Here is an 18,704-nt window from a genome sequence, read left to right as displayed (position 1 = left end):
CCGACCCCGGAAGGGTTGGGCTACACAGTTTCCGGCGGGAGCATCTGCAGTGCCTCGTCGTGCGCGTCGAGCAGGATCCGGACGCGATCGCCGCCGCTGCGACGCTCGGCCTTCTCCTCGTTGCCCTTGGTGACGAACACCGGGCCGTTCCCGATGTTCGCTATCGCTTGCGCAGCCACGTCCGCCGGTTCGGAGACATGGAGGCCGTCGATGTCCATGTTCAGCCCGGCCCGGTCCATCGCCGGGGTGCGGGTGACACCGAGGACCATTTCGAGAACGTCGACGTCGTATTCGCGCATCTCGAGCCACAGGCCCTCGGCGAAGGTGCGGCAGAACGACTTCACGCCCGCGTAGATGCTGATCTGGGAGGCGCCGAGGAAACCGGCCATCGAGCCGACCAGCAGCAGGCCGCCTCGGCGACGATCCTTCATCGGTGCGCCGAAGTGCTGGATCAGCTTGAGCTGACCGGTGATGTTGAGGTCGATCACCTGCTGGAAGCGGTCGAGGTCGCCGGTGACGAACTCGTGGCCGTAGGTGTTGGCGCCCGCGTTGTAGACGAGCAGGCCCACCTCGAGGTCGTCGGTGACGGTGCGGATCTTGTCGAGCACGTCCGCCTCGGTGAGATCGACGGACAGTGTGCGCACCTCGACGCCGTTCGCGCGGACGCGCTCCGCCGTCGCCTCGAGCGGCCCCGGTTTGCGGGCCAGCAGAACCAGATTCAGGCCCGCCTCGGCGAGTTGGACGGCGAGTTCCGCGCCCATACCCTCGGAGCCGCCGGCGATGACGGCCCACGGCCCGTACTTGGCAATGTCGATCATGATTCGATCCCCTCGTCGTTCGAATCTGCGCAGGCGCAGGCGCAGGTGTTTCTCGTGCCGCGGTCTGCTACTTGCTGGCCGGCGGCAGCATCGCCTTCGACGCGGCCTGCGCGGCCAGCAGCAGTTCGGCACGGTTGCCGCCGCTGCGCTTCTCTACGGCCGACTCGTTGCCCTTCGCGACCACCACGGGTCCGTTGCCGAGGTTGGCGAGTGCCTGCGCCGCGACGTCCGCGGGTTCGGAGACGTTCAGGCCGGGGATGTCCATGTTCAGCCCGGCGCGGGCCATCGCAGGGGTGCGGGTGACGCCGAGGACCATTTCGAGGACGTCGACGTCGTATTCGCGCATCTCGAGCCACAGGCCCTCGGCGAAGGTGCGGCAGAACGACTTCACGCCCGCGTAGATGCTGATCTGGGAGGCGCCGAGGAAACCGGCCATCGAGCCGACCAGCAGCAGGCCGCCTCGGCGACGATCCTTCATCGGTGCGCCGAAGTGCTGGATCAGCTTGAGCTGACCGGTGATGTTGAGGTCGATCACCTGCTGGAAGCGGTCGAGGTCGCCGGTGACGAACTCGTGGCCGTACGTGTTGGCGCCCGCGTTGTAGACGAGCAGGCCCACCTCGAGACCGTCGGTGACGCTGCGGATCTTGTCGAGCATGTCGGCAGCGGTGAGATCGACCGACAGCGTGCGGACCTCGACGCCCTTCGCGCGGGCCTTCTCGGCAGCCACCTCGAGCGGCTCCGGCTTGCGGGCCAGGAGCACGAGGTTCAGGCCGGCCTCGGCGAGTTGGACGGCGAACTCCTCGCCGACGCCCTCGGATCCGCCTGCGATGACGGCCCACGGCCCGTACTTGGCTGCGTCGATCATGTATCGGTCCCTTCGTTTCCGCGCTCCCGACGGTCGGGAACGGCCTGGCTGATCGGTCGACCGCTCAGTCCAGATGTCCCCGATTATGGTGTGACGTGGATCGCAGTACGCCCCGGATTCCACTGGCCGGGACCCCCATTTCCGGCGGGCCTGGAGTGCGAAACTCCCAGCGAATGGGATTGCGGCTTTATGTCCGCGTCGGACCTACCTAGCGTGCTCCCACAACCAGGCGAAGGAGTTTTCATGGCCACCAGTCCTGCCGCGGTCACACCCACCGCGCGCGACATCACCGTCGACCTGCTGGTCGTCGGCGCCGGCACCGGAATGGCCGCAGCACTTGCGGCGAAGGAGCTGGGACTGTCCACCCTCATCGTCGAGAAGACGAAGTACGTGGGCGGATCGACGGCACGTTCGGGCGGCGCATTCTGGCTGCCCGACAACCCGATCCTCCGTGAGGCGAACGCCGGTGACTCCCACGAGCGGGCGCAGACCTACGTCAGCGCCGTCGTCGGCGGCACCGCACCCGCCGAACGCGGCAAGGCGTTCGTCGACAACTCGGCCGCCACCGTCGAACTGCTGCAGCGCACGACGCCGATGAAGTTCTTCTGGGCCGAGGGCTACTCGGACTACCACCCCGAACTGCCTGGCGGATCGGCGATCGGCCGCACCTGTGAATGCCGTCCGTTCGACGCCTCGATCCTCGGACCGGAGCGTCCGCGTCTGCGTCCGGGCCTGATGGAGGCCCCGATGCCGATGCCCACCACGGGCGCCGACTACAAGTGGATGAACCTCATGGCGCGCGTGCCCCAGAAGGGCATCCCGCGCGTCGTCAAGCGTCTCGCCCAGGGCGTCGGCGGCCTCGCGCTGCGTCGCGAGTACATGGCCGGCGGCCAGGCGCTCGCCGCGGGTCTGTTCGCCGGTGTGGTTCGCGCCGGGATCCCGGTCTGGACCGAGACGTCGCTGGTGCGCTTGGTCACCGAGGGCGATCGGGTCACCGGCGCCGTCGTCACGCAGGGCGACCGTGAGGTCACCGTGACCGCGCGTCGCGGTGTGGTGCTCGCGGCCGGTGGTTTCGACCACGACATGGCGATGCGGCACAAGTACCAGTCGGAGAGCCTCGGCGAGCACGAGAGCCTCGGTGCGGAGGGCAACACCGGCGACGCGATCCGGATCGCCCAGGAAGTCGGCGCCACGACCGACCTGATGGACCAGTCGTGGTGGTTCCCCGCCGTGGCAGCGCTGCCGGGTCGTCCGCCGACGGTGATGCTCGCCGAGCGTTCGCTGCCCGGCTCGTTCATCGTCGACCACACCGGTCGTCGGTTCATCAACGAGTCCATCGACTACATGTCCTACGGCCAGAAGGTTCTCGAGCGCGAGCGCGCCGGCGACCCGATCGAGTCGCAGTGGATCGTGTTCGACCAGAAGTACCGCAACAGCTACATCTTCGCGGCCGGGCTGTTCCCGCGTCAGCCGCTGCCGGAGTCCTGGTACAAGGCGGGCATCGCCCACCAGGCGTCCACCCCGGCCGAGCTGGCCCGCAAGGCCGGCCTGCCCGAGGATGCGTTCACGGAGACGTTCCGCAAGTTCAACGAGGACGCGGCGACGGGCACCGACAGCGAGTTCCAGCGCGGCCAGAGCGCCTACGACCGCTACTACGGCGACCCCACCCAGCAGCCGAACCCGAACCTGCGGCCGCTGACCGGCGGATCGCTGTACGCGGTGAAGATGACGCTCAGCGACCTCGGCACCTGCGGTGGTGTCCAGGCCGACGAGCGGGCGCGCGTGGTGCGCGAGGACGGCAGCCCGGTCGAGGGTCTGTACGCGATCGGCAACACCGCGGCCAACGCGTTCGGTCACACCTACCCGGGTGCCGGCGCGACGATCGGCCAGGGTCTGGTGTTCGGCTACATCGCCGCGCACGACGCTGCGGAACGGACCGTCGACGCCTGACGGATCGACTCGGAGCGGCCCACCACATCGACGATGTGGTGGGCCGCTCCGTCAGTTGCGGACCAGGCGGAAGAACCGTGGTTCGGCCCGTGCGAGGAGACCGGGCGCGCTACCGGTGTCCATGGCGTCGTCACCGACGACCTCCCACCCGGCCAGCGCCTGCTCGACGTCGCGCCGGGACGAACCTCGGGGCAGTGGTCCGCGCCGCCCGGGCGAGAACGCGAACATCAGCAACCGGGCGCCCGGTGCCGTCACCGCGGTGAGGCCCCGGCCGTAGGCGACGCGGCATTCGTCGGTGAGGCCGTGGAAGCAACCGACATCGAGGGCGAAGGTGTAGTGGTCGTCGACGTAGGCGGGCAGATGCGTGACGTCGCCGAGTACGAACCTCACGTCCGCGCCGGCCACGGGCAGCTTCGCGCGGCCCCGTTCGATCGCGAGCGGCACGGAGTCGACGGCGGTCACCGACCATCCCCGCTTCGCCAGCTCGATCGAGTGGTCACCGGTTCCGCAACCGAGGTCGAGAGCCCGGGCCGCCGCCTCGCCGGGGACGGCGACGGCGTCGAGCAGGTGGTTCAACTGCCCCGCGAAGATCGCCCGGCCGGCCTTCTCCCACGGGGTGAAGCCCGCCCGATACGCCAACCGGTACCCGAGGTTCATCGGCCGTCCCTTTCCGGAGATCCGACCACCTGGAACGAACGTAGGCCCGCAGTCGAGCACCGCGCAACGGGCGCCGCTGGGGTCCACGTTCTGGGACGGCGGGAACATGTCGGGGCGTCGCCGCGGTTGCCCTGGAGATGACCTCCATCAGTTCCGTACCGGCCGTCGAACTGAACGACGGCAACACGATTCCGCAACTGGGCTTCGGGGTGTTCCAGGTGTCGGACGACCAGGCGTACGACGCGGTCGGTGAGGCGCTACGCGTCGGCTACCGCAGCATCGACACCGCCCGAATCTACGAGAACGAGACCGGGACCGGCCGCGCGTTGGCTGATTCCGGTGTCGCCCGCGAGGACCTGTTCGTCACCACCAAGCTCTGGAACTCCGATCAGGGCTACGACTCGACGCTGCGGGCGTTCGACGACAGCCTCGCCCGACTCGGCCTCGACTACCTCGACCTCTATCTCATCCACTGGCCGGTGCCCGCGCAGGACCGCTACGTCGACACGTTCAAGGCCTTCCAGCAGTTGAAGGCGGACGGTCGGATCCGGTCGATCGGTGTCTCGAACTTCACCGCCGAGAACCTCGAACGCCTGGTCGAGGCGGTGGGGGAGACCCCGGTGCTCAACCAGATCGAGCTGCATCCGGACTTCGCGCAGGCGCACCTGCGTTCCGTGCACGCCGACATGGGCATCGTCACCGAGGCGTGGAGTCCGCTCGGGCAGGGCACCACGCTCACGAACCCGACGATCCGCGAGATCGCCGGCGCGCACGGGCGCACGCCCGCGCAGGTGATCCTGCGCTGGCACATCCAGTTGGGGAACGTGGTGATTCCCAAGTCGGTGACGCCCGAGCGGATCGCGAGCAACTTCGACGTCTTCGACTTCGAACTGACGGCCGACGACATGTTCGCGATCGCCTCGCTGGATTCCCCGGACGGCCGCCTCGGGCCCGACCCGGTGGAGTTCGGCTGACCTTCCGGGTTCCGGTGGTACTCGTCACAGGCGGCGATCGTGATTGCCCGCACTCCACTCCCGGCCGTATATTCCACGTGGAATATACGGCGTGGAAGTGGGGGTGAGGAATGTTGCCGCGCTCCGTCACACCGTTGGGCGTCTCGGTGCTCGCGCTGCTGTTCGAGCGGCCGATGCACCCCTACGAGATGTTTCAGCTGTTGACCACCCGCCGCAAGGATCGCGTGGTCAAGGTGCGTCCGGGGTCGCTGTACCACACGGTCGAGCGCCTCGAGCGGGACGGACTGGTGCTCGCGTCGGGTACCGACCGGCAGGGCAACCGGCCGGAACGGACGATCTACGAGATCACGTCCGCGGGACGCGCCGCGATGCGGCAGTGGGTCTCCGACACCGTCGCCGCTCCCACTCCCGAGTACCCGCGGTTCACCCTCGGCCTCGCCGAACTGCACAACCTGGAATCCGTCGAAGCGCTCGCGTTGCTGGAGCAGCGCATAGCAGCGCTCGCCGGCGAACTCTCCGCCCTCGACGACCTGGCGGAGTTCGCCCGCGAGGTGCCGGAATTGTTCACCATCCCGTTCTCCTACACCCGGGCGATGGCACAGGCCGAAGTGGACTGGCTGCGCGCCTTCGTCGACCGCGTCCGCAGTGGCGAGATTCCCTGGGTCACCGAAGAACACCTCGAATCCACACGGCTCGCACATCAGAAGGGCAACGCATGAAAACCGAAGTACGGCCCTGGCCGGCCCTGTGGGCCCTGTGCCTGGGCTTCTTCATGATCCTCGTCGACAGCACCATCGTCGCCGTCGCCAACCCGGTCATCACCGCGGAACTGAACGCCGACGTCAACGCGGTCATCTGGGTCACGAGCGCCTACCTGCTCGCGTACGCGGTGCCGTTGCTCGTCACCGGACGTCTCGGCGACCGGTTCGGCCCCAAGAACATGTACCTGATCGGTCTGGTCGTGTTCACGCTCGCATCGCTGTGGTGTGGTCTGTCCGGTGGCGTCGAGATGCTCATCGTCGCGCGCGTCTTCCAGGGCCTCGGCGCGGCCATGATGACCCCGCAGACGATGGCCGTCATCACCCGGATCTTCCCGCCCGACAAGCGCGGAACCGCCATGGGCCTGTGGGGTTCGGTGGCCGGTGTCGCGACGCTGGTGGGGCCGATCCTCGGCGGTGTGCTGCTGGACAACCTCGGCTGGCAGTGGATCTTCTTCGTCAACGTGCCCGTCGGCGTGGTCGGCTTCCTGCTCGCGTGGCGCCTGGTCCCGTCGCTGCCGACGAACAACCACAAGTTCGACATGATCGGAGTCGCGCTCAGCGCGATCGGCCTGTTCTGCATCGTCTTCGGGCTGCAGGAAGGCAACTCGTACGACTGGGATGCGCGCGCGTGGGGCCTGATCGCCGGCGGCCTCGTCGTGATGGGTGTGTTCGTGTGGTGGCAGAAGGTCAACCGCAACGAGCCGCTGGTACCGCTGGGCCTGTTCAAGGACCGCAACTTCTCCGTCGCCAACGTCGGTATCGCCGCGATGGGCTTCTCCATCACCGGTGTGATGCTGCCGTTCATGTTCTACGCGCAGAGCGTGACGGGGCTGTCGCCGACGCGTTCGGCACTGTTGATGGCGCCGATGGCGATCGTCACCGGCATCCTCGCGCCGTTCGTCGGACGCCTCGTCGACAAGGCGCACCCGCGGATGATCGCCGGCCCCGGTTTCCTCGTGTTCGCCCTCGCGACCGCATGGCTGGCCACGAGGCTCACCCCGACCACCCCGGTATGGCAGATCCTGTTGCCGATGGCGATCATCGGTGCGTCCAACGCATTCATCTGGGCACCGCTGGCCGCCACCGCGACGCGGAACCTGCCGCCCATGCACGTCGGTGCCGGCTCGGGCGTCTACAACACCACCCGTCAGGTCGGCGCCGTCCTCGGTAGCGCCGCGATGGGCGCGCTCATGACGTCGCGGATCACCGCCGAACTGTCGACGCTCGGCGTCGGCGGAGGTGCGAAGGTCGGCGAGGGCTCGCACGTGGGTCAGCTTCCGGAGATGGTGCGTGAGCCGTTCTCCACCGCGATGTCCCAGTCGGCGATGCTGCCGGCGGCAGCGCTTCTGGTCGGTTTCGTCGCGGTGATGTTCTTCGTCAATCCCCGCAAGGGTCCGACGGAGCAGGCCGTGCCGGCGGGTGTCGACGGGGAGTCGGTGAGTACCGGCCACTGACGAGGGCTCCGTTCTCGCGGAAGGCGCAGCCGACCACTGGCCGGCTGCGCCTTCCGTGTTTCGAGTCTCGTTTCGCTCAGGCGGTACCGACTCGTTGCAGCTGCCCGAGTCTGCTCATGATTCGGTCGATGTCGACCGGACGGCGTCCCTCGGCCACGAGCGCTTCCATGGGTAGGTCGGCCACGAACGTGGTTTCGACGTCCCGGTCGTACAGGACGTCGATCAGGTTCGCGAACCGTTGCGCCGCTTCGCGACCCGCATGCGCCAGATCGGGAATGCCACTGACGACCCATCGGTCGAACTCCGCGGCAAGCTTCAGGTAGTCCGCCGGCGCGGTGGTGCGCTCGCACAGGTCGTCGAAGTCGAACCACAGGCAGTGAGCCTCCGCGCGCAGTGCGACCAGCGGATGTCCGCGCGGAATCAGCGTGGACCGTTCGTCCGGTGCCGGGGGCTCGAGCCCCAGCGCGGCCAGTGGGTCGGTGGCGCCGCGCACCACCCATCGGCCCGACGCGAAGCCGGAGAGGTGATCCGACGTGGCTCGATAGTCCCGCGGCCCATCGACGGCGACAACATCCAGCGACTGCTCGATCAACTCGATCGTCGGCACGAAGATGTCGTGGAACAGGGGATTCGGCAGTAGGCGGGGCGGGGGATAGTTCGAGGTCACGACGAGGGCGATGTTCCGGGCGAAGAGGGCCGGGAGGAGACGTTCGACGAACTTCGCGTCGGCGACGTCGTGGACGTGGAACTCGTCGAAGCACAGCACATGGACGCCATCGAGGATGGTGTCGAGCGCCGCATCCAGATCGTTCCGGTGTCGACGAATCGCGGCATGCAGTTCACGGAAGAACTCGTGGAAGTGCACACGTCTCTTGCAGGTGGTGGGCAACGCCGCGAAATAAGTTGCCATGAGCCAACTCTTGCCTCGGCCGACCGGACCCCACAGGTAGACGCCGCGGCCGGCCGTTTCGCACAGTCGAGAGATTGCCTGCCGCTGGGCGGAGTCGATCGTGTAGCCCTGCCGGTACGCCGCGTCGTCGAATGCTTCGACGGGTACCCGCAGTGTCGTCGAGCGGGACGAGCGTCTCGGCCATCGCATGCCTGGACTCTATCATCGTAGAGTCTGGCAATATCGAGGCATGAGTCACCGTCCGTCGCGGCGCGAATCGATTTGCGAGGCCGCTCTCGATCTCGCCGCAGAGGGCGGCAACCACGCCGTCACCCATCAGGCGATCGATCGACGTCTGAGCCTGGCGAAAGGGTCGACGTCGTACTACTTCCGGACGCGCGACGCGCTGGTGGGTGCCGCGGTTCGACGCCTGACCGAGCGGTCGCGGGCTGCGTTCGCCGAGGCGTACGGCGCGGGCGTCGGCGGCGTCTCGGTCGAGGGCGCCGCTGATCTCATGGCCGACCAGATCGTGTTGCTGCTGACCGGTCGGCGACGGGATGTGCTGGCGCGTTACGCCCTGGCTGTCGATGCCGCCGATGACGAGGAGCTTCGCCCCGCGCTCGCGGGCTGCCTCTTCTCGGTGGAGAAGGCGACCGGGTTGCTGGAGGCGCTCGGTGCAAGCGATCCGGACTCGGCGGCGCACGACCTGATCAGCTTGCTGGAGGGGTTGGTGTTCGACTCCGTGTACGGGTCTCGGTCGGTGCTCGCCGGCGGATCGACGCCGAGCACCCAACGCTTTCGGGTGACGATCCGCTTGTGGCTGGCGGCGCTCGCCGAGTCGTGACCTGCGGGGGTCGCGGCGCGCCTCCGTCGCGGGCTTGACCGGCACGCTTTGGCCGGCACCCCTTCCCCAGGGGGTGTCGGCTGCAGCGTCATGCGGCGTGTGGTCCCGCCCGGTTGTGGGCGGGGATGGGTTTCTTGTAGGGGGCCACGGTGGATGGTGGTGTGAACCACGGCTTTCTGTCGACGCCGATTTCCACGTCCCAGTGGGAGTGGTGCAGCAAGGTGTGGTGGTAGCGGCAGAGTAGGACGAGGTTGTCGAGGTCGGTGGGGCCGCCGTCGGCCCAATGCTTGATGTGGTGGCCTTCGCAGTGTGCGGGCGGTGTGCCGCAGCCGGGGAAGGCGCAGCCGTGGTCGCGGGCGATCAACGCCCGGCGCTGCTTCTTCGACACGGTTCTGCTGGTGCGGCCGAGGTTGAGCGGGACACCGTCGTCCATGACGATGGGGGTGAGGTGACAGTCGCAGGCGAGCCGTCGCGCGGTGGCGATGGACAGTGGCCCCGTGTGGGGCAGGCGTGCGATGTCGTTGTCGCCGAACAGGTCCGACTCGCCGTCTGGATTCACCCACTCGTTAGCCGACTCGCTGCGGGCGAGGTCGCTGGCGTTCACATGGAGTGACAGGTGGGGCCGCTCGCCGCCCTCGACGGGTGCTTCGCCGGAGTCGAGGTAGCGGCGCAGGATCTCCGCGAACGCATCGGCTCGCTGCCGCGTCGGAGGGCGTTTCTCGGCCGGGTCGTCGAGAAGATTCCGTGGTTTGGTCAGCGCGGAGAGTGCGGTCAGGAGCATTTCGCCGGTGACGGCGTCGAGGTCACCCTTGACCGCGACGCGTCCGTTCAGGGTTTTCGAGGCGTGGAATTCGTTGCGTTCGGTGTCTTCGCTGGGTGGGAGTTCGTCGGATTCGAAGATCCGCTCGAGCCGGGAGATGCAGGTGCGGACGGTCGTGGTGGTCGCGGCGGGACCGGACGCGGCGTCCAGCAACACCTTCCGGCACGAACCAAGCGCTTCGTTCGGCATGCCGCGCGGCGGGGTCTCGCAGAACTTCCCGATCAACGCCGCGTGCTCGGCGGAAATATCGCCGGCGTTGAAGGCGTCGGCGATCTCGGGCTGTCGGCTCAGCATCCGGCCCAATGCGAGGATCCGTGCGGCAGCCGGTACCTCCAGCAACGTGTTCGCAGCCAACCACTGCTTGACACTGCGAAATCCGAGGGTGTCGAACGAGACTGCGCGCTCATCGATTTCGGCGACCGCGACGGCCCTGAGAGCCTCCAGACGTTCGATCTCGCGAGACACCTCGATCACCGACCGCACGAGGTCGGGTTCGACGAGTCGACGCACCTCGGCAGGCTGCAGCGCGGTGGCCGCGATGCCCGAATTGTTGAGTCCCCCCGGATTCATGACACGAGCCTAGTTCGAACTGATGTTCGAGTCAAGGGTGCAGCGCTTTCGGGTCTTCCGTCCGCTCGAATCGCCCGCCGAGGCTGACCACGGGACCCGAGAGCCTAGGATCGCGGGTATGAACATCGCGTTTGTCCAGTCCACTTGGCATCGGTCCATCGTCGACCGCGCACGTGACGCTTTCGTGGCGCGGTGGAGCGAGTTGGGGCACGACCCGGCCGGGATCGAGTTCTTCGAGACGCCCGGGGCGTTCGAGATCCCCCTGCATGCCCAGCGACTCGCGCGCACCGGGCGCTTCGCTGCGGTGGTTGCGGCCGGTCTGGTGGTCGACGGTGGTATCTACCGTCACGAGTTCGTCGCATCCGCGGTGATCGACGGTCTCATGCGTGTCCAGCTCGACACCGACGTGCCGGTGTTTTCCGCGGTGCTCACTCCGCATCACTTCCACGAGCATCTCGATCACGACGCGTTCTTCACCGCGCACTTCGACAAGAAGGGCCAGGAGGTCGCGAACGCCTGCTCGGCGACTCTTGCCGGGCTCGCCGCGATCGGATAGCCGGAGACGGCGCTGCCGGCGGGTTCGGCCCGCACCTCGGCGGCCGGCTCGTCGCCAGGATTGTCGTCGAGCCCCCCACAGGAGATCGAGCGACGTCCTCCTGTGGGGGGTGGTGTTCCGACACCCTCAGAACTGCGCCGGCGACGGCATCGGATACTCCTGGCCTTCGACGCGGAAGTCTGCGAAGTCGAAGCCGGGGACCACGATGCAGCTGACGAGACCGGCCTCGTCCTCCATCGGCCGCGCTCGCTGCCACGCGCAGGGCGGCACGACCACCTGCGGCGTCTGGCCGGCCGAAATGTCCGGTCCAACTACGTGTGTCGTGATCGCGTCCGGGTTGTCGCCGTCGCCGCCGATCTCGAGCAGTATCGGGCTGCCGCGGTGGTACAACCAGATCTCCGTGCCGCGCACCGTGTGCCACGCGGACTGCTGCCCGGGTTCGAGCAGGAACAGGATCGCGGTCCCCGCCGAGCGTGCCCCACCGAACATGTTCGGCAGCGCCACGCCGGGTAACTCGATGTCGCTCCGCCAGGTTTCGCAATACCAGCCGCCCTCGGGGTGAGGGGCGAGATCGAGGGCGGATGCCCACTCGGGAAGATCGGTCACCAGACCATGATGAACCGAATCTTTCCGTATCGCGAGCGCGGGTCCGGTCGTGATGGTGAAATGGCCGCATGACCCACCCGAGTGGAGATTCGGCAGTAGGTTCGGATTCGGCAGTCACTGTCGAATCGGCCGTGAGCGCGTTCGTTTACGGATTCGCTCCGGTCTTCAATCTGTCTCAGGTGGAACGTTTCGTGACCACCGGAGTCGGGGCGAATTCTGCGGCGCCGTTCAATTCGTTCAGCCACGCCGACGGGCTCGCGGGTCCGGACGACACGTTCGTCTCGATCAACAACGACACCATCTACTCGATGGCGCAACTCGATCTGAGCGTCGGTCCGCTGATCCTCGACGTGCCCGACACTGCGGATGCGTACTTCGTGCTGCAGTTCGTGGACGCGTGGACCAACAACTTCGCTTACATCGGGAAGCGGGCAACCGGAACGAAAGCTGGTCGCTACGTTCTGGTTCCACCGGGATGGCCGGGCGAGTTGCCGTCCGATGCGACGGCGGTGCACTGCTCGACGCGCATCGTGTCCATCGTCGGCAGGTGGGCGTGCGACGGACCCGACGACATCGACCGGGTGCGGGACCTGCAGGACCGGATCGGGCTGACTCCCTTGGTGACCAAGGATCCGGAGGGTCTACCGGAGCCCGATCCGGCGGTGCCGGAGGAGCTCGCGTTCTGGGAGAGGCTGCGGCTCTATCTGCAGGCGTTCCCTCCGGCACCCCGGGACATCGCACTGCAGCAGGCCTTCGCGCCGCTCGGCTTGCTCGAATCGGGATCATCACCGTACGTGAATCCCGATCCGGCACTGGCGAAGATCCTCGTCGAGGGCGCCGCGCAGGGACGGGCGCGGATCGAACAGGCGCTGAAGTCCGGTTCGGCCGCGACTGTCGTCAACGGCTGGCATCAGGCGTTCCACATCTTCGACTACAACGACGACTTCTTCGAGATCGGCACTCTCGACAGTCCGGAGTGGCGCATCGAGGACCGACGGAAGGCGATCGGCGTCCGTGCGGCCGCGGCGATGGGCGGTTTGTGGGGTAATCACGGCTACGAGGCCGCGTACAGCCAGATCTACACCGATGCGACGGGCGCGCAGCTCACCGGGGAGCACACCTACGCGATCACGTTCGCGTCGCCACCACCGGTGGAGGCGTTCTGGTCGATCACGATGTACAGCATGCCGCACTTCTATCTGGTGTCGAACCCGATCGAGCGGTACTCGATCGGCGACCGCACGCCGGGGCTCGTGTACGACGACAACGGCTCGCTGACACTGACGTTGAGCGCTACCGAGCCGGCCGATCCGGTGGCGCGGGCCAACTGGTTGCCGACACCGGCCGGGCCCTTCCGGCCGCTGCTGCGGATGTACATCCCGAACAAGGCGGTGTTGGACGGCAGCTACGAGATGCCGCCGATCGTGAAGGTCGACGGCCAGGGCTGATCCGCGTCACTGCTTCAGGAACTGGGTCAACTCCCGTGCCGCGGCGCGGCCGGCGCGGTTGGCGCCGATCGTCGACGCCGACGGGCCGTACCCCACGAGGTGCACGCGTGCGTCGCCGGCGACCTGCGTCGCCAGGCGACCGGTCATCGTGATGCCTCCGCCGGGACCGCGTAGCCGCAGCGGCGCGAGATGGTCGAGCGACGACCGAAAACCCGTGCACCACAGGATGACGTCGGCGCGTCGTTCGGTGCCGTCGGCCCAGCGGACGCCGGTTTCGGTGATCTCGGAGAACATCGGGAGCCGGTGCAGGACTCCGCGTTCGCGCGCGGCCCGGATGGCGGGCGTGACCGGCAGCCCGGTGACCGAGACGACCGAGCCCGGCGGCAGACCGCGTCGAACCCGATCCTCGACGAGGGCGACGGCCGCGCGTCCGATCTCGGGCGTGAACGGCTCCTCCCGGAACCGGGGCTCGCGACGCGTCACCCATGTGGTGGTCGTGACGCACGAGATCTCGTCGAGCAGTTGCACCGCCGAGATGCCGCCGCCGACCACGATCACGTGCCGGCCCTCGAATTCCTGGGCGCCGCGATAGTCGCGGGTGTGCAGTTGACGTCCCTCGAATCGTTCGGCGCCGGGCACCGAGGGGACGAACGGCCGCTCCCATGTGCCGGTGGCGTTGACGAGCCCGCGGGTCAGATACGTCCCGTCCGGCGTCTCCACCGCGAGCCGCTCGCCGCGATCGCACACCACCGGCACGTGTACCGGGCGGTGGACCGGCAACTCGAATCGTTTCTCGTAGAGCCCGTAGTAGTGGGGGACGGCGTCGGCGGCCCGTACGGAGTCGACATCGGGACCGAGCGTCTCGGCGAAGGGCATCCCGGGGAGGTCGTGGACACCGTTGACGGTCTGCAGGGTGAGCGACGGCCAGCGGAACTGCCACGCCCCGCCCGGACCGGGCGCATGGTCGAGCACCACGAACTGATTCTCCGGCTCGAGTCCCGATCGGCGCAGGTGGTAAGCGGCGGACAGCCCTGCTTGCCCGGCCCCGATGACCACGACGTCGAGCTCGGTGTCCATGCTGCTCCGATCTGTATAGCCTGAATCTGCCGCAACGCTGCCGAGGTACCGGTTGTTCCCCGAACTCGGCGTGTCTGTGGATGTTGCGTTACAGGTACTGTTCGGATCGCATCTGCCGGGGCCGTCAGCAGGGACGGGGCCCGCACCCGAGAAAGCGAGTGGACCCACATGATCGGGACCAGCCGTGACGGCCACGTAGTCACGCTCGAGCTGCAGCGTCCGGAGCGGCGCAACGCCCTCAGCGCTGCATTGTGCATCGAACTGCGGGAAGCTCTCGAGAAGGCCGTCGCGGACGAGGCGCGCGCGATCGTGCTGACCGGGCAGGGCACCGCGTTCTGTGCGGGGGCGGACCTGTCCGGCGACGTCTACGCGGAGGGCTTCACCGACCACCTGCTCGGCATGCTGCACACGATCGACTCGATCCCCGTTCCGGTCATCGCCGCCGTCAACGGGCCCGCGATCGGCGCCGGCACTCAGTTGGCGCTCGCTGCCGACCTGCGGGTCGTGAGCCCCGAGGCGCGGTTCGGGGTCCCCGCGGCGAAACTCGGCATCACCGTCGACAAGTGGACGGTGCGGCGTCTGGTGTCCCTCGTCGGCGGCGGCCCGGCCCGGACCATGCTGCTCGGCGCCGAGACCATCTCGGCGGAAGAGGCTTTCGCACGCGGGCTGGCCAACAAGTTCGGTGACCTCGTGACCGCGCAGGAATGGGCGCGCACGATCTCGGAGCTCGCTCCGCTGTCGCTGCGCCACCTCAAGCTCGTCTTCAACGACGACGGAACCCGCGAGCCGCAGACCGAGGAACAACTCGCCGCGCTGTACGCAGCATGGGGCAGCGAAGACGCGCAGGAGGCGCGAGCCGCGCGAATCGAGAAGCGCGTCCCCGAATTCCGGGGGCGATAGGGAAGTGGGGCGGACGATGATCGGCAGGGGAGTGCTGGTTGCGGCGGCCGCCGCGGGGGCCGGCTGGGTGGCCCGCGCCGCGTGGGGGACGCTCCCCGCGCTCGGCGCCTCACGGGCGGCGATCGAGCCGTACGCAGAGTCCTCACCGCGTTACCGCGACAGCCGTTTTCACAACTCCGACCCCAGTTCGTCGCTACCGGCCGGCTCCCAGTCCGGCCTCGCCAAGGCGTTCCTCACGCGCGGCGACGTCGGGCGGCCACGCCGGGCGATCCCGCTCGCGACACCACTGGCGCCGGCCGAGGCCGGGGAGTTGGCCGTCACCTGGTTCGGTCACTCGAGCGTGCTGCTCGAGATCGACGGACGCCGCGTGCTCGCCGATCCCGTATGGAGCGAACGGGTCTCACCGTCCGCGGTCGTCGGTCCGGCCCGGATGCATCCGGTTCCGATGGCGCTGGCCGATCTGCCGCCGATCGACGCCGTCGTCATCTCGCACGACCACTACGACCACCTCGACCAGGCGACCGTCACCGGGCTCGCACGCACGCAGGACACGGTCTTCGTGGTGCCGATCGGGGTGGGCGCCCACCTGCGCCGGTGGAACGTCCCGAGCGACCGCATCGTCGAACTCGACTGGGACGAGTCGGCCGAGGTGAACGGGCTGGTGCTGACGTGCACGGAGGCTCGGCACTTCTCGGGCCGTGGGTTGGCCCGCGACACGACGCTGTGGTCGTCGTGGGTGATCGCCGGACCGCGACACCGGGTGTTCTTCGGGGGCGACTCCGGGTACACGCCGCGTTTCGCCGATCTCGGCCGGGCGTACGGGCCGTTCGACGTCACGCTGTTGCCGGTGGGTGCCTACGACGAGCGCTGGCCCGACATTCACATGAACCCCGAGGAGGCGGTGCGAACGCACCTGGATGTGGCCGGGGCGCTGCTGATCCCCATCCACTGGGCCACGTTCAACCTCGCGTTCCATCCGTGGGGGGAGCCGATCACCCGCCTGGTCGACGCGGCGACCGCCGCGGAGGTGGCGATGGCGATCCCGATGGTGGGTCAGCGGGTCGACGCGTTGCGCCCACCCGAGCAGAAGCCGTGGTGGGAGGCGCTGGGCTGAGCGGCGCACTCACTTCCGTCGCAGCGCCGCCACCAGGGCCCACCCGCCGCGGACGGTGTGCCCGTTGCAGATGTCGACGAACGCCTGCGCCGCCGCGGGAGTGACTCCACCCTGCGTGAGCATCGGCAGCATCCGCGGCGGCAACTCCTGCAGCGATCGCTCGATCAGCCGCGACAGCGGATCGTCCTCGTCGAGCGCGGGCGCCGTCGCCGCGACCTTGCGCCGCATCGCTCGTGTCAGCAGCGCGGCGGCCGGGTGCCGGATGTCCGCGAGAGGGGTGTCGACGCTGTAATGGCGTGGTGCGTCGACAACGTTGTCGGGTAGTGGTTTTCCGTACAGCTCCGCGAAGGCAGCGCGTTCGAAGACCGGTGAACCGTGGTAGGCGAGTGGCCCGGCGTCGAAACCGGACCGGTCCGACGTGAGGGTCACCGTCGCCGACTGCCGGATGTCGCGTGACGATGCTCCGACCCGGATCTCGAAGTCTCCCGATTCGATCGACCAGTCGTCGATCGTGGTGTCCCAGAACGAGAACGCTCGACGGTCCACGTGAAGCGTGACGCGTCGGGATTCCCCGGGCGCCAGGAACACCTTCGCGAAGGCTGCCAGTTCCTGGTCGGGCCGGAACACCGTGGATTCGACATCCCGCACGTAGACCTGCACGACCTCGCTGCCGGGACGGTCGCCGGTGTTGGTGACGCGCACCGAGACGTCGAGGCGCTGCTCGATGTCTTCGGAGGTGCTGTCGAACACGTCGGCGACTTCGAGTTCGGTCCACGCGAACGACGTGTAGCTCAGCCCGTGCCCGAACGGGTACCGGACGTCGAGTTCGGCGGCGTCGTAGTAGCGGTAGCCGACGTAGATGCTCTCGCGGTACTCCACCACCGACGGCCCGGCGGGCCACACGTGCACCGGGTTGTCCGACGTGTGCAGCGGGAACGTCTCCGCGAGCCGCCCGCCCGGCTCGGCGTCGCCGGTGAGAATCCGGGCGATCGCGCTGCCCGCGGCCTGCCCGCCCAGATAGCACTCGACGATCGCGGCCACGTCGTCGTGCCACGGCATCGTCACCGGCGCCCCGTTGGCGAGCACCACCACCACCCGCGGGCACACCTCGGCGACCGCGGCGATCAGCGCGTCGTGGCCCTCCGGCAGCTTCAGGTCCGCACGGTCGACACCCTCGGTCTCGTAACTGTCGGGCAGCCCCGCGAACACCACCGTGACGTCGGTGTCCCGCGCGACAGCTCGCGCCTCGTCGAGCAGCGCCGCGTCGGTCCGTCCCGACGCACGCCGGTAGCCCGGGGCGTAGGTGAGCCGTTCGGCGCCGAGATGTTCGACGAGATCGGTCCACGCATCGTCGAGACGGTGCGGGGTGATGCCGGAACTGCCCGCGCCCTGGTATCGCGGCTGCTTCGCGAACTCGCCGACGATCGCGACCTGCGCCGCGGCCAACGGCAGGACGCCGTCGTTCCGCAGCAGCACGGTGCCCGCCTCGGCCGCGCGCCGCGCGAGCGCGTGGTGTGCGGCCTCGTCGTACCCGGGAGCGGCGGTCCGGGCGGCCTCGGTCCGTTCGATCAGGCGCGTCACGGACTCGGCGGCGCGGGCCACGGCAGCCGGATCCAGTTTCCCGGCGCCCACCGCCGCGAGCACGTCGTCGTCGCCGAGCCCACCGTAGCCGGGCATCTCGAGGTCGAGGCCCGCCGCCAGGCAGCGCGAGCGCCGAGTGACCGCGCCCCAGTCGGAGACCACCAGTCCGTCGAACCCCCACTGCTCGCGCAGGACGTCGGTGAGCAACCAGCGGTTCTCGGCGCAATGGGTGCCGCCGACCCGGTTGTACGCGGCCATCACGGTGGCGGGACGGGCGTCGACCACGGCGTGCTCGAAGCCGGCGAGGTAGATCTCCCGCAGCGCGCGGGCGTCGACGACGGCGTCGACGCTGTAGCGCCGGAACTCCTGGTTGTTGACCGCGAAGTGCTTGAGCGACGCCCCGACGCCGGTGGACTGGACGCCGAGGATCCAGGCCGCCGCCATGCGGGACGACAGGAAGGGATCCTCCGAGAAGTACTCGAAGTTCCGCCCGCACAGCGCGCTGCGCTTGATGTTGGCGCCCGGGCCCAGCAGCACGCTCACGCCCTCGGTGCGCGCCTCGGTGCCGAGCGCGACGCCCACCTCCTCGAGCAGTTCGACGTCCCACGTGGCCGCGAGCGCGGACGCGGTTGGGAAGCACGTCGCGGGCACGGACTCCGGGGAGTAACCGGCTGCGGTCGCCGCCTGTTTCCGGACGCCGTGCGGGCCGTCCGTGAGCATGATCGCCGGCAATCCCGGGACCGGCGGAGTGTGCGTGTGCCAGAAGTCGGCGCCGGACGTGAGTGACACCTGCTCGCGCATCGTCATGGGCCCAGCATGC

Annotated in this window: 17 protein-coding genes; 9 read left to right on the top strand and 8 right to left on the bottom strand. The window is 68.5% G+C overall.

What is annotated here, in order from left to right; translation table 11 throughout:
- Nucleotides 1-20: 20 nt before the first annotated feature.
- Nucleotides 21-818 (bottom strand): SDR family NAD(P)-dependent oxidoreductase, encoded by a 798-nt coding sequence (locus A6I89_RS07335; RefSeq protein WP_084967839.1) that lies wholly within the window; start codon nucleotides 816-818, stop codon nucleotides 21-23.
- Between the two features lie 67 nt (nucleotides 819-885).
- A complete protein-coding gene (locus A6I89_RS07330) occupies nucleotides 886-1,683 on the bottom strand; it encodes an SDR family NAD(P)-dependent oxidoreductase (RefSeq protein WP_013415085.1) in 798 nt (265 codons plus the stop codon).
- Nucleotides 1,684-1,926: 243 nt separating this feature from the next.
- Here A6I89_RS07330 and A6I89_RS07325 point away from each other — a divergent pair, with 243 nt between their 5' ends.
- Entirely contained in the window at nucleotides 1,927-3,633 is a 1,707-nt protein-coding gene (locus A6I89_RS07325; protein ID WP_005515019.1) for a 3-ketosteroid-delta-1-dehydrogenase, read from the top strand.
- Nucleotides 3,634-3,684: 51 nt separating this feature from the next.
- Here A6I89_RS07325 and A6I89_RS07320 read toward each other — a convergent pair whose 3' ends face one another.
- Nucleotides 3,685-4,290: a class I SAM-dependent methyltransferase gene (locus A6I89_RS07320; protein WP_022594414.1), complete on the bottom strand. Its 606-nt coding sequence runs from the start codon at nucleotides 4,288-4,290 to the stop codon at nucleotides 3,685-3,687.
- Nucleotides 4,291-4,427: 137 nt separating this feature from the next.
- Between A6I89_RS07320 and A6I89_RS07315 the strand changes: the two genes are divergently transcribed.
- The 3 genes from A6I89_RS07315 (at nucleotide 4,428) to A6I89_RS07305 (ending at nucleotide 7,479) form a co-directional block, all read left to right on the top strand.
- Nucleotides 4,428-5,264, top strand: a complete 837-nt coding sequence (locus A6I89_RS07315; protein ID WP_022594416.1) for an aldo/keto reductase — start codon at nucleotides 4,428-4,430, stop codon at nucleotides 5,262-5,264.
- A gap of 110 nt (nucleotides 5,265-5,374) precedes the next feature.
- Nucleotides 5,375-5,983: a PadR family transcriptional regulator gene (locus A6I89_RS07310; RefSeq protein ID WP_022594418.1), complete on the top strand. Its 609-nt coding sequence runs from the start codon at nucleotides 5,375-5,377 to the stop codon at nucleotides 5,981-5,983.
- A complete protein-coding gene (locus A6I89_RS07305; protein ID WP_022594420.1) occupies nucleotides 5,980-7,479 on the top strand; it encodes a DHA2 family efflux MFS transporter permease subunit in 1,500 nt (499 codons plus the stop codon). The genes A6I89_RS07310 and A6I89_RS07305 overlap by 4 nt, the downstream gene beginning before the upstream one ends.
- Nucleotides 7,480-7,555: 76 nt before the next feature.
- On the opposite strand, the gene zapE is transcribed toward A6I89_RS07305, so the two are convergent.
- Entirely contained in the window at nucleotides 7,556-8,578 is a 1,023-nt protein-coding gene (gene zapE / locus A6I89_RS07300; RefSeq protein WP_022594421.1) for a cell division protein ZapE, read from the bottom strand.
- A gap of 40 nt (nucleotides 8,579-8,618) precedes the next feature.
- Here zapE and A6I89_RS07295 point away from each other — a divergent pair, with 40 nt between their 5' ends.
- Complete coding sequence (locus A6I89_RS07295; protein ID WP_022594422.1) at nucleotides 8,619-9,212, top strand: TetR/AcrR family transcriptional regulator; 594 nt, start codon at nucleotides 8,619-8,621, stop codon at nucleotides 9,210-9,212.
- A gap of 88 nt (nucleotides 9,213-9,300) precedes the next feature.
- On the opposite strand, the gene A6I89_RS07290 is transcribed toward A6I89_RS07295, so the two are convergent.
- A complete protein-coding gene (locus A6I89_RS07290) occupies nucleotides 9,301-10,602 on the bottom strand; it encodes an HNH endonuclease signature motif containing protein (protein ID WP_084978811.1) in 1,302 nt (433 codons plus the stop codon).
- Nucleotides 10,603-10,720: 118 nt separating this feature from the next.
- Between A6I89_RS07290 and A6I89_RS07285 the strand changes: the two genes are divergently transcribed.
- Nucleotides 10,721-11,158, top strand: coding sequence for a 6,7-dimethyl-8-ribityllumazine synthase (locus A6I89_RS07285; RefSeq protein ID WP_022594424.1), 438 nt, complete (start codon nucleotides 10,721-10,723; stop codon nucleotides 11,156-11,158).
- A gap of 126 nt (nucleotides 11,159-11,284) precedes the next feature.
- Here A6I89_RS07285 and A6I89_RS07280 read toward each other — a convergent pair whose 3' ends face one another.
- Entirely contained in the window at nucleotides 11,285-11,764 is a 480-nt protein-coding gene (locus A6I89_RS07280; protein ID WP_013415094.1) for a cupin domain-containing protein, read from the bottom strand.
- A gap of 68 nt (nucleotides 11,765-11,832) precedes the next feature.
- Here A6I89_RS07280 and A6I89_RS07275 point away from each other — a divergent pair, with 68 nt between their 5' ends.
- Entirely contained in the window at nucleotides 11,833-13,212 is a 1,380-nt protein-coding gene (locus A6I89_RS07275) for a DUF1254 domain-containing protein (protein WP_044990591.1), read from the top strand.
- Nucleotides 13,213-13,218: 6 nt separating this feature from the next.
- Here A6I89_RS07275 and A6I89_RS07270 read toward each other — a convergent pair whose 3' ends face one another.
- Nucleotides 13,219-14,289: an NAD(P)-binding domain-containing protein gene (locus A6I89_RS07270; protein WP_005514967.1), complete on the bottom strand. Its 1,071-nt coding sequence runs from the start codon at nucleotides 14,287-14,289 to the stop codon at nucleotides 13,219-13,221.
- 168 nt (nucleotides 14,290-14,457) lie between these two features.
- Between A6I89_RS07270 and A6I89_RS07265 the strand changes: the two genes are divergently transcribed.
- On the top strand, nucleotides 14,458-15,189 hold the full coding sequence (locus tag A6I89_RS07265; RefSeq protein WP_005514965.1) for an enoyl-CoA hydratase: 732 nt from the start codon (nucleotides 14,458-14,460) through the stop codon (nucleotides 15,187-15,189).
- A 16-nt stretch (nucleotides 15,190-15,205) separates the two neighbouring features.
- The gene (locus A6I89_RS07260) at nucleotides 15,206-16,303 is read left to right on the top strand and encodes an MBL fold metallo-hydrolase (protein ID WP_037085556.1); all 1,098 of its coding nucleotides are present in this window, start codon (nucleotides 15,206-15,208) and stop codon (nucleotides 16,301-16,303) included.
- A 9-nt stretch (nucleotides 16,304-16,312) separates the two neighbouring features.
- Here the strand turns inward: A6I89_RS07260 and A6I89_RS07255 are convergent, their stop codons facing one another.
- Nucleotides 16,313-18,691 (bottom strand): glycoside hydrolase family 3 C-terminal domain-containing protein, encoded by a 2,379-nt coding sequence (locus A6I89_RS07255; protein WP_022594428.1) that lies wholly within the window; start codon nucleotides 18,689-18,691, stop codon nucleotides 16,313-16,315.
- Between the last annotated feature and the right edge of the window lie 13 nt (nucleotides 18,692-18,704).

The sequence above is a fragment of the Prescottella equi genome (assembly GCF_002094305.1).
Taxonomy (GTDB): Bacteria; Actinomycetota; Actinomycetes; order Mycobacteriales; family Mycobacteriaceae; genus Prescottella; species Prescottella equi.
This window is presented reverse-complemented; position numbering and strand designations above follow the sequence as displayed.

Bases quoted from the DNA above. Each gene is read 5' to 3' on its own strand.
- A6I89_RS07335 (WP_084967839.1), bottom strand. From the start codon at position 818: ATGATCGACATTGCCAAGTACGGGCCGTGGGCCGTCATCGCCGGCGGC.
- A6I89_RS07330 (WP_013415085.1), bottom strand. From the start codon at position 1,683: ATGATCGACGCAGCCAAGTACGGGCCGTGGGCCGTCATCGCAGGCGGA.
- A6I89_RS07325 (WP_005515019.1), top strand. From the start codon at position 1,927: ATGGCCACCAGTCCTGCCGCGGTCACACCCACCGCGCGCGACATCACC.
- A6I89_RS07320 (WP_022594414.1), bottom strand. From the start codon at position 4,290: ATGAACCTCGGGTACCGGTTGGCGTATCGGGCGGGCTTCACCCCGTGG.
- A6I89_RS07315 (WP_022594416.1), top strand. From the start codon at position 4,428: ATGACCTCCATCAGTTCCGTACCGGCCGTCGAACTGAACGACGGCAAC.
- A6I89_RS07310 (WP_022594418.1), top strand. From the start codon at position 5,375: ATGTTGCCGCGCTCCGTCACACCGTTGGGCGTCTCGGTGCTCGCGCTG.
- A6I89_RS07305 (WP_022594420.1), top strand. From the start codon at position 5,980: ATGAAAACCGAAGTACGGCCCTGGCCGGCCCTGTGGGCCCTGTGCCTG.
- zapE (WP_022594421.1), bottom strand. From the start codon at position 8,578: ATGCGATGGCCGAGACGCTCGTCCCGCTCGACGACACTGCGGGTACCC.
- A6I89_RS07295 (WP_022594422.1), top strand. From the start codon at position 8,619: ATGAGTCACCGTCCGTCGCGGCGCGAATCGATTTGCGAGGCCGCTCTC.
- A6I89_RS07290 (WP_084978811.1), bottom strand. From the start codon at position 10,602: ATGAATCCGGGGGGACTCAACAATTCGGGCATCGCGGCCACCGCGCTG.
- A6I89_RS07285 (WP_022594424.1), top strand. From the start codon at position 10,721: ATGAACATCGCGTTTGTCCAGTCCACTTGGCATCGGTCCATCGTCGAC.
- A6I89_RS07275 (WP_044990591.1), top strand. From the start codon at position 11,833: ATGACCCACCCGAGTGGAGATTCGGCAGTAGGTTCGGATTCGGCAGTC.
- A6I89_RS07270 (WP_005514967.1), bottom strand. From the start codon at position 14,289: ATGGACACCGAGCTCGACGTCGTGGTCATCGGGGCCGGGCAAGCAGGG.
- A6I89_RS07265 (WP_005514965.1), top strand. From the start codon at position 14,458: ATGATCGGGACCAGCCGTGACGGCCACGTAGTCACGCTCGAGCTGCAG.
- A6I89_RS07260 (WP_037085556.1), top strand. From the start codon at position 15,206: ATGATCGGCAGGGGAGTGCTGGTTGCGGCGGCCGCCGCGGGGGCCGGC.
- A6I89_RS07255 (WP_022594428.1), bottom strand. From the start codon at position 18,691: ATGACGATGCGCGAGCAGGTGTCACTCACGTCCGGCGCCGACTTCTGG.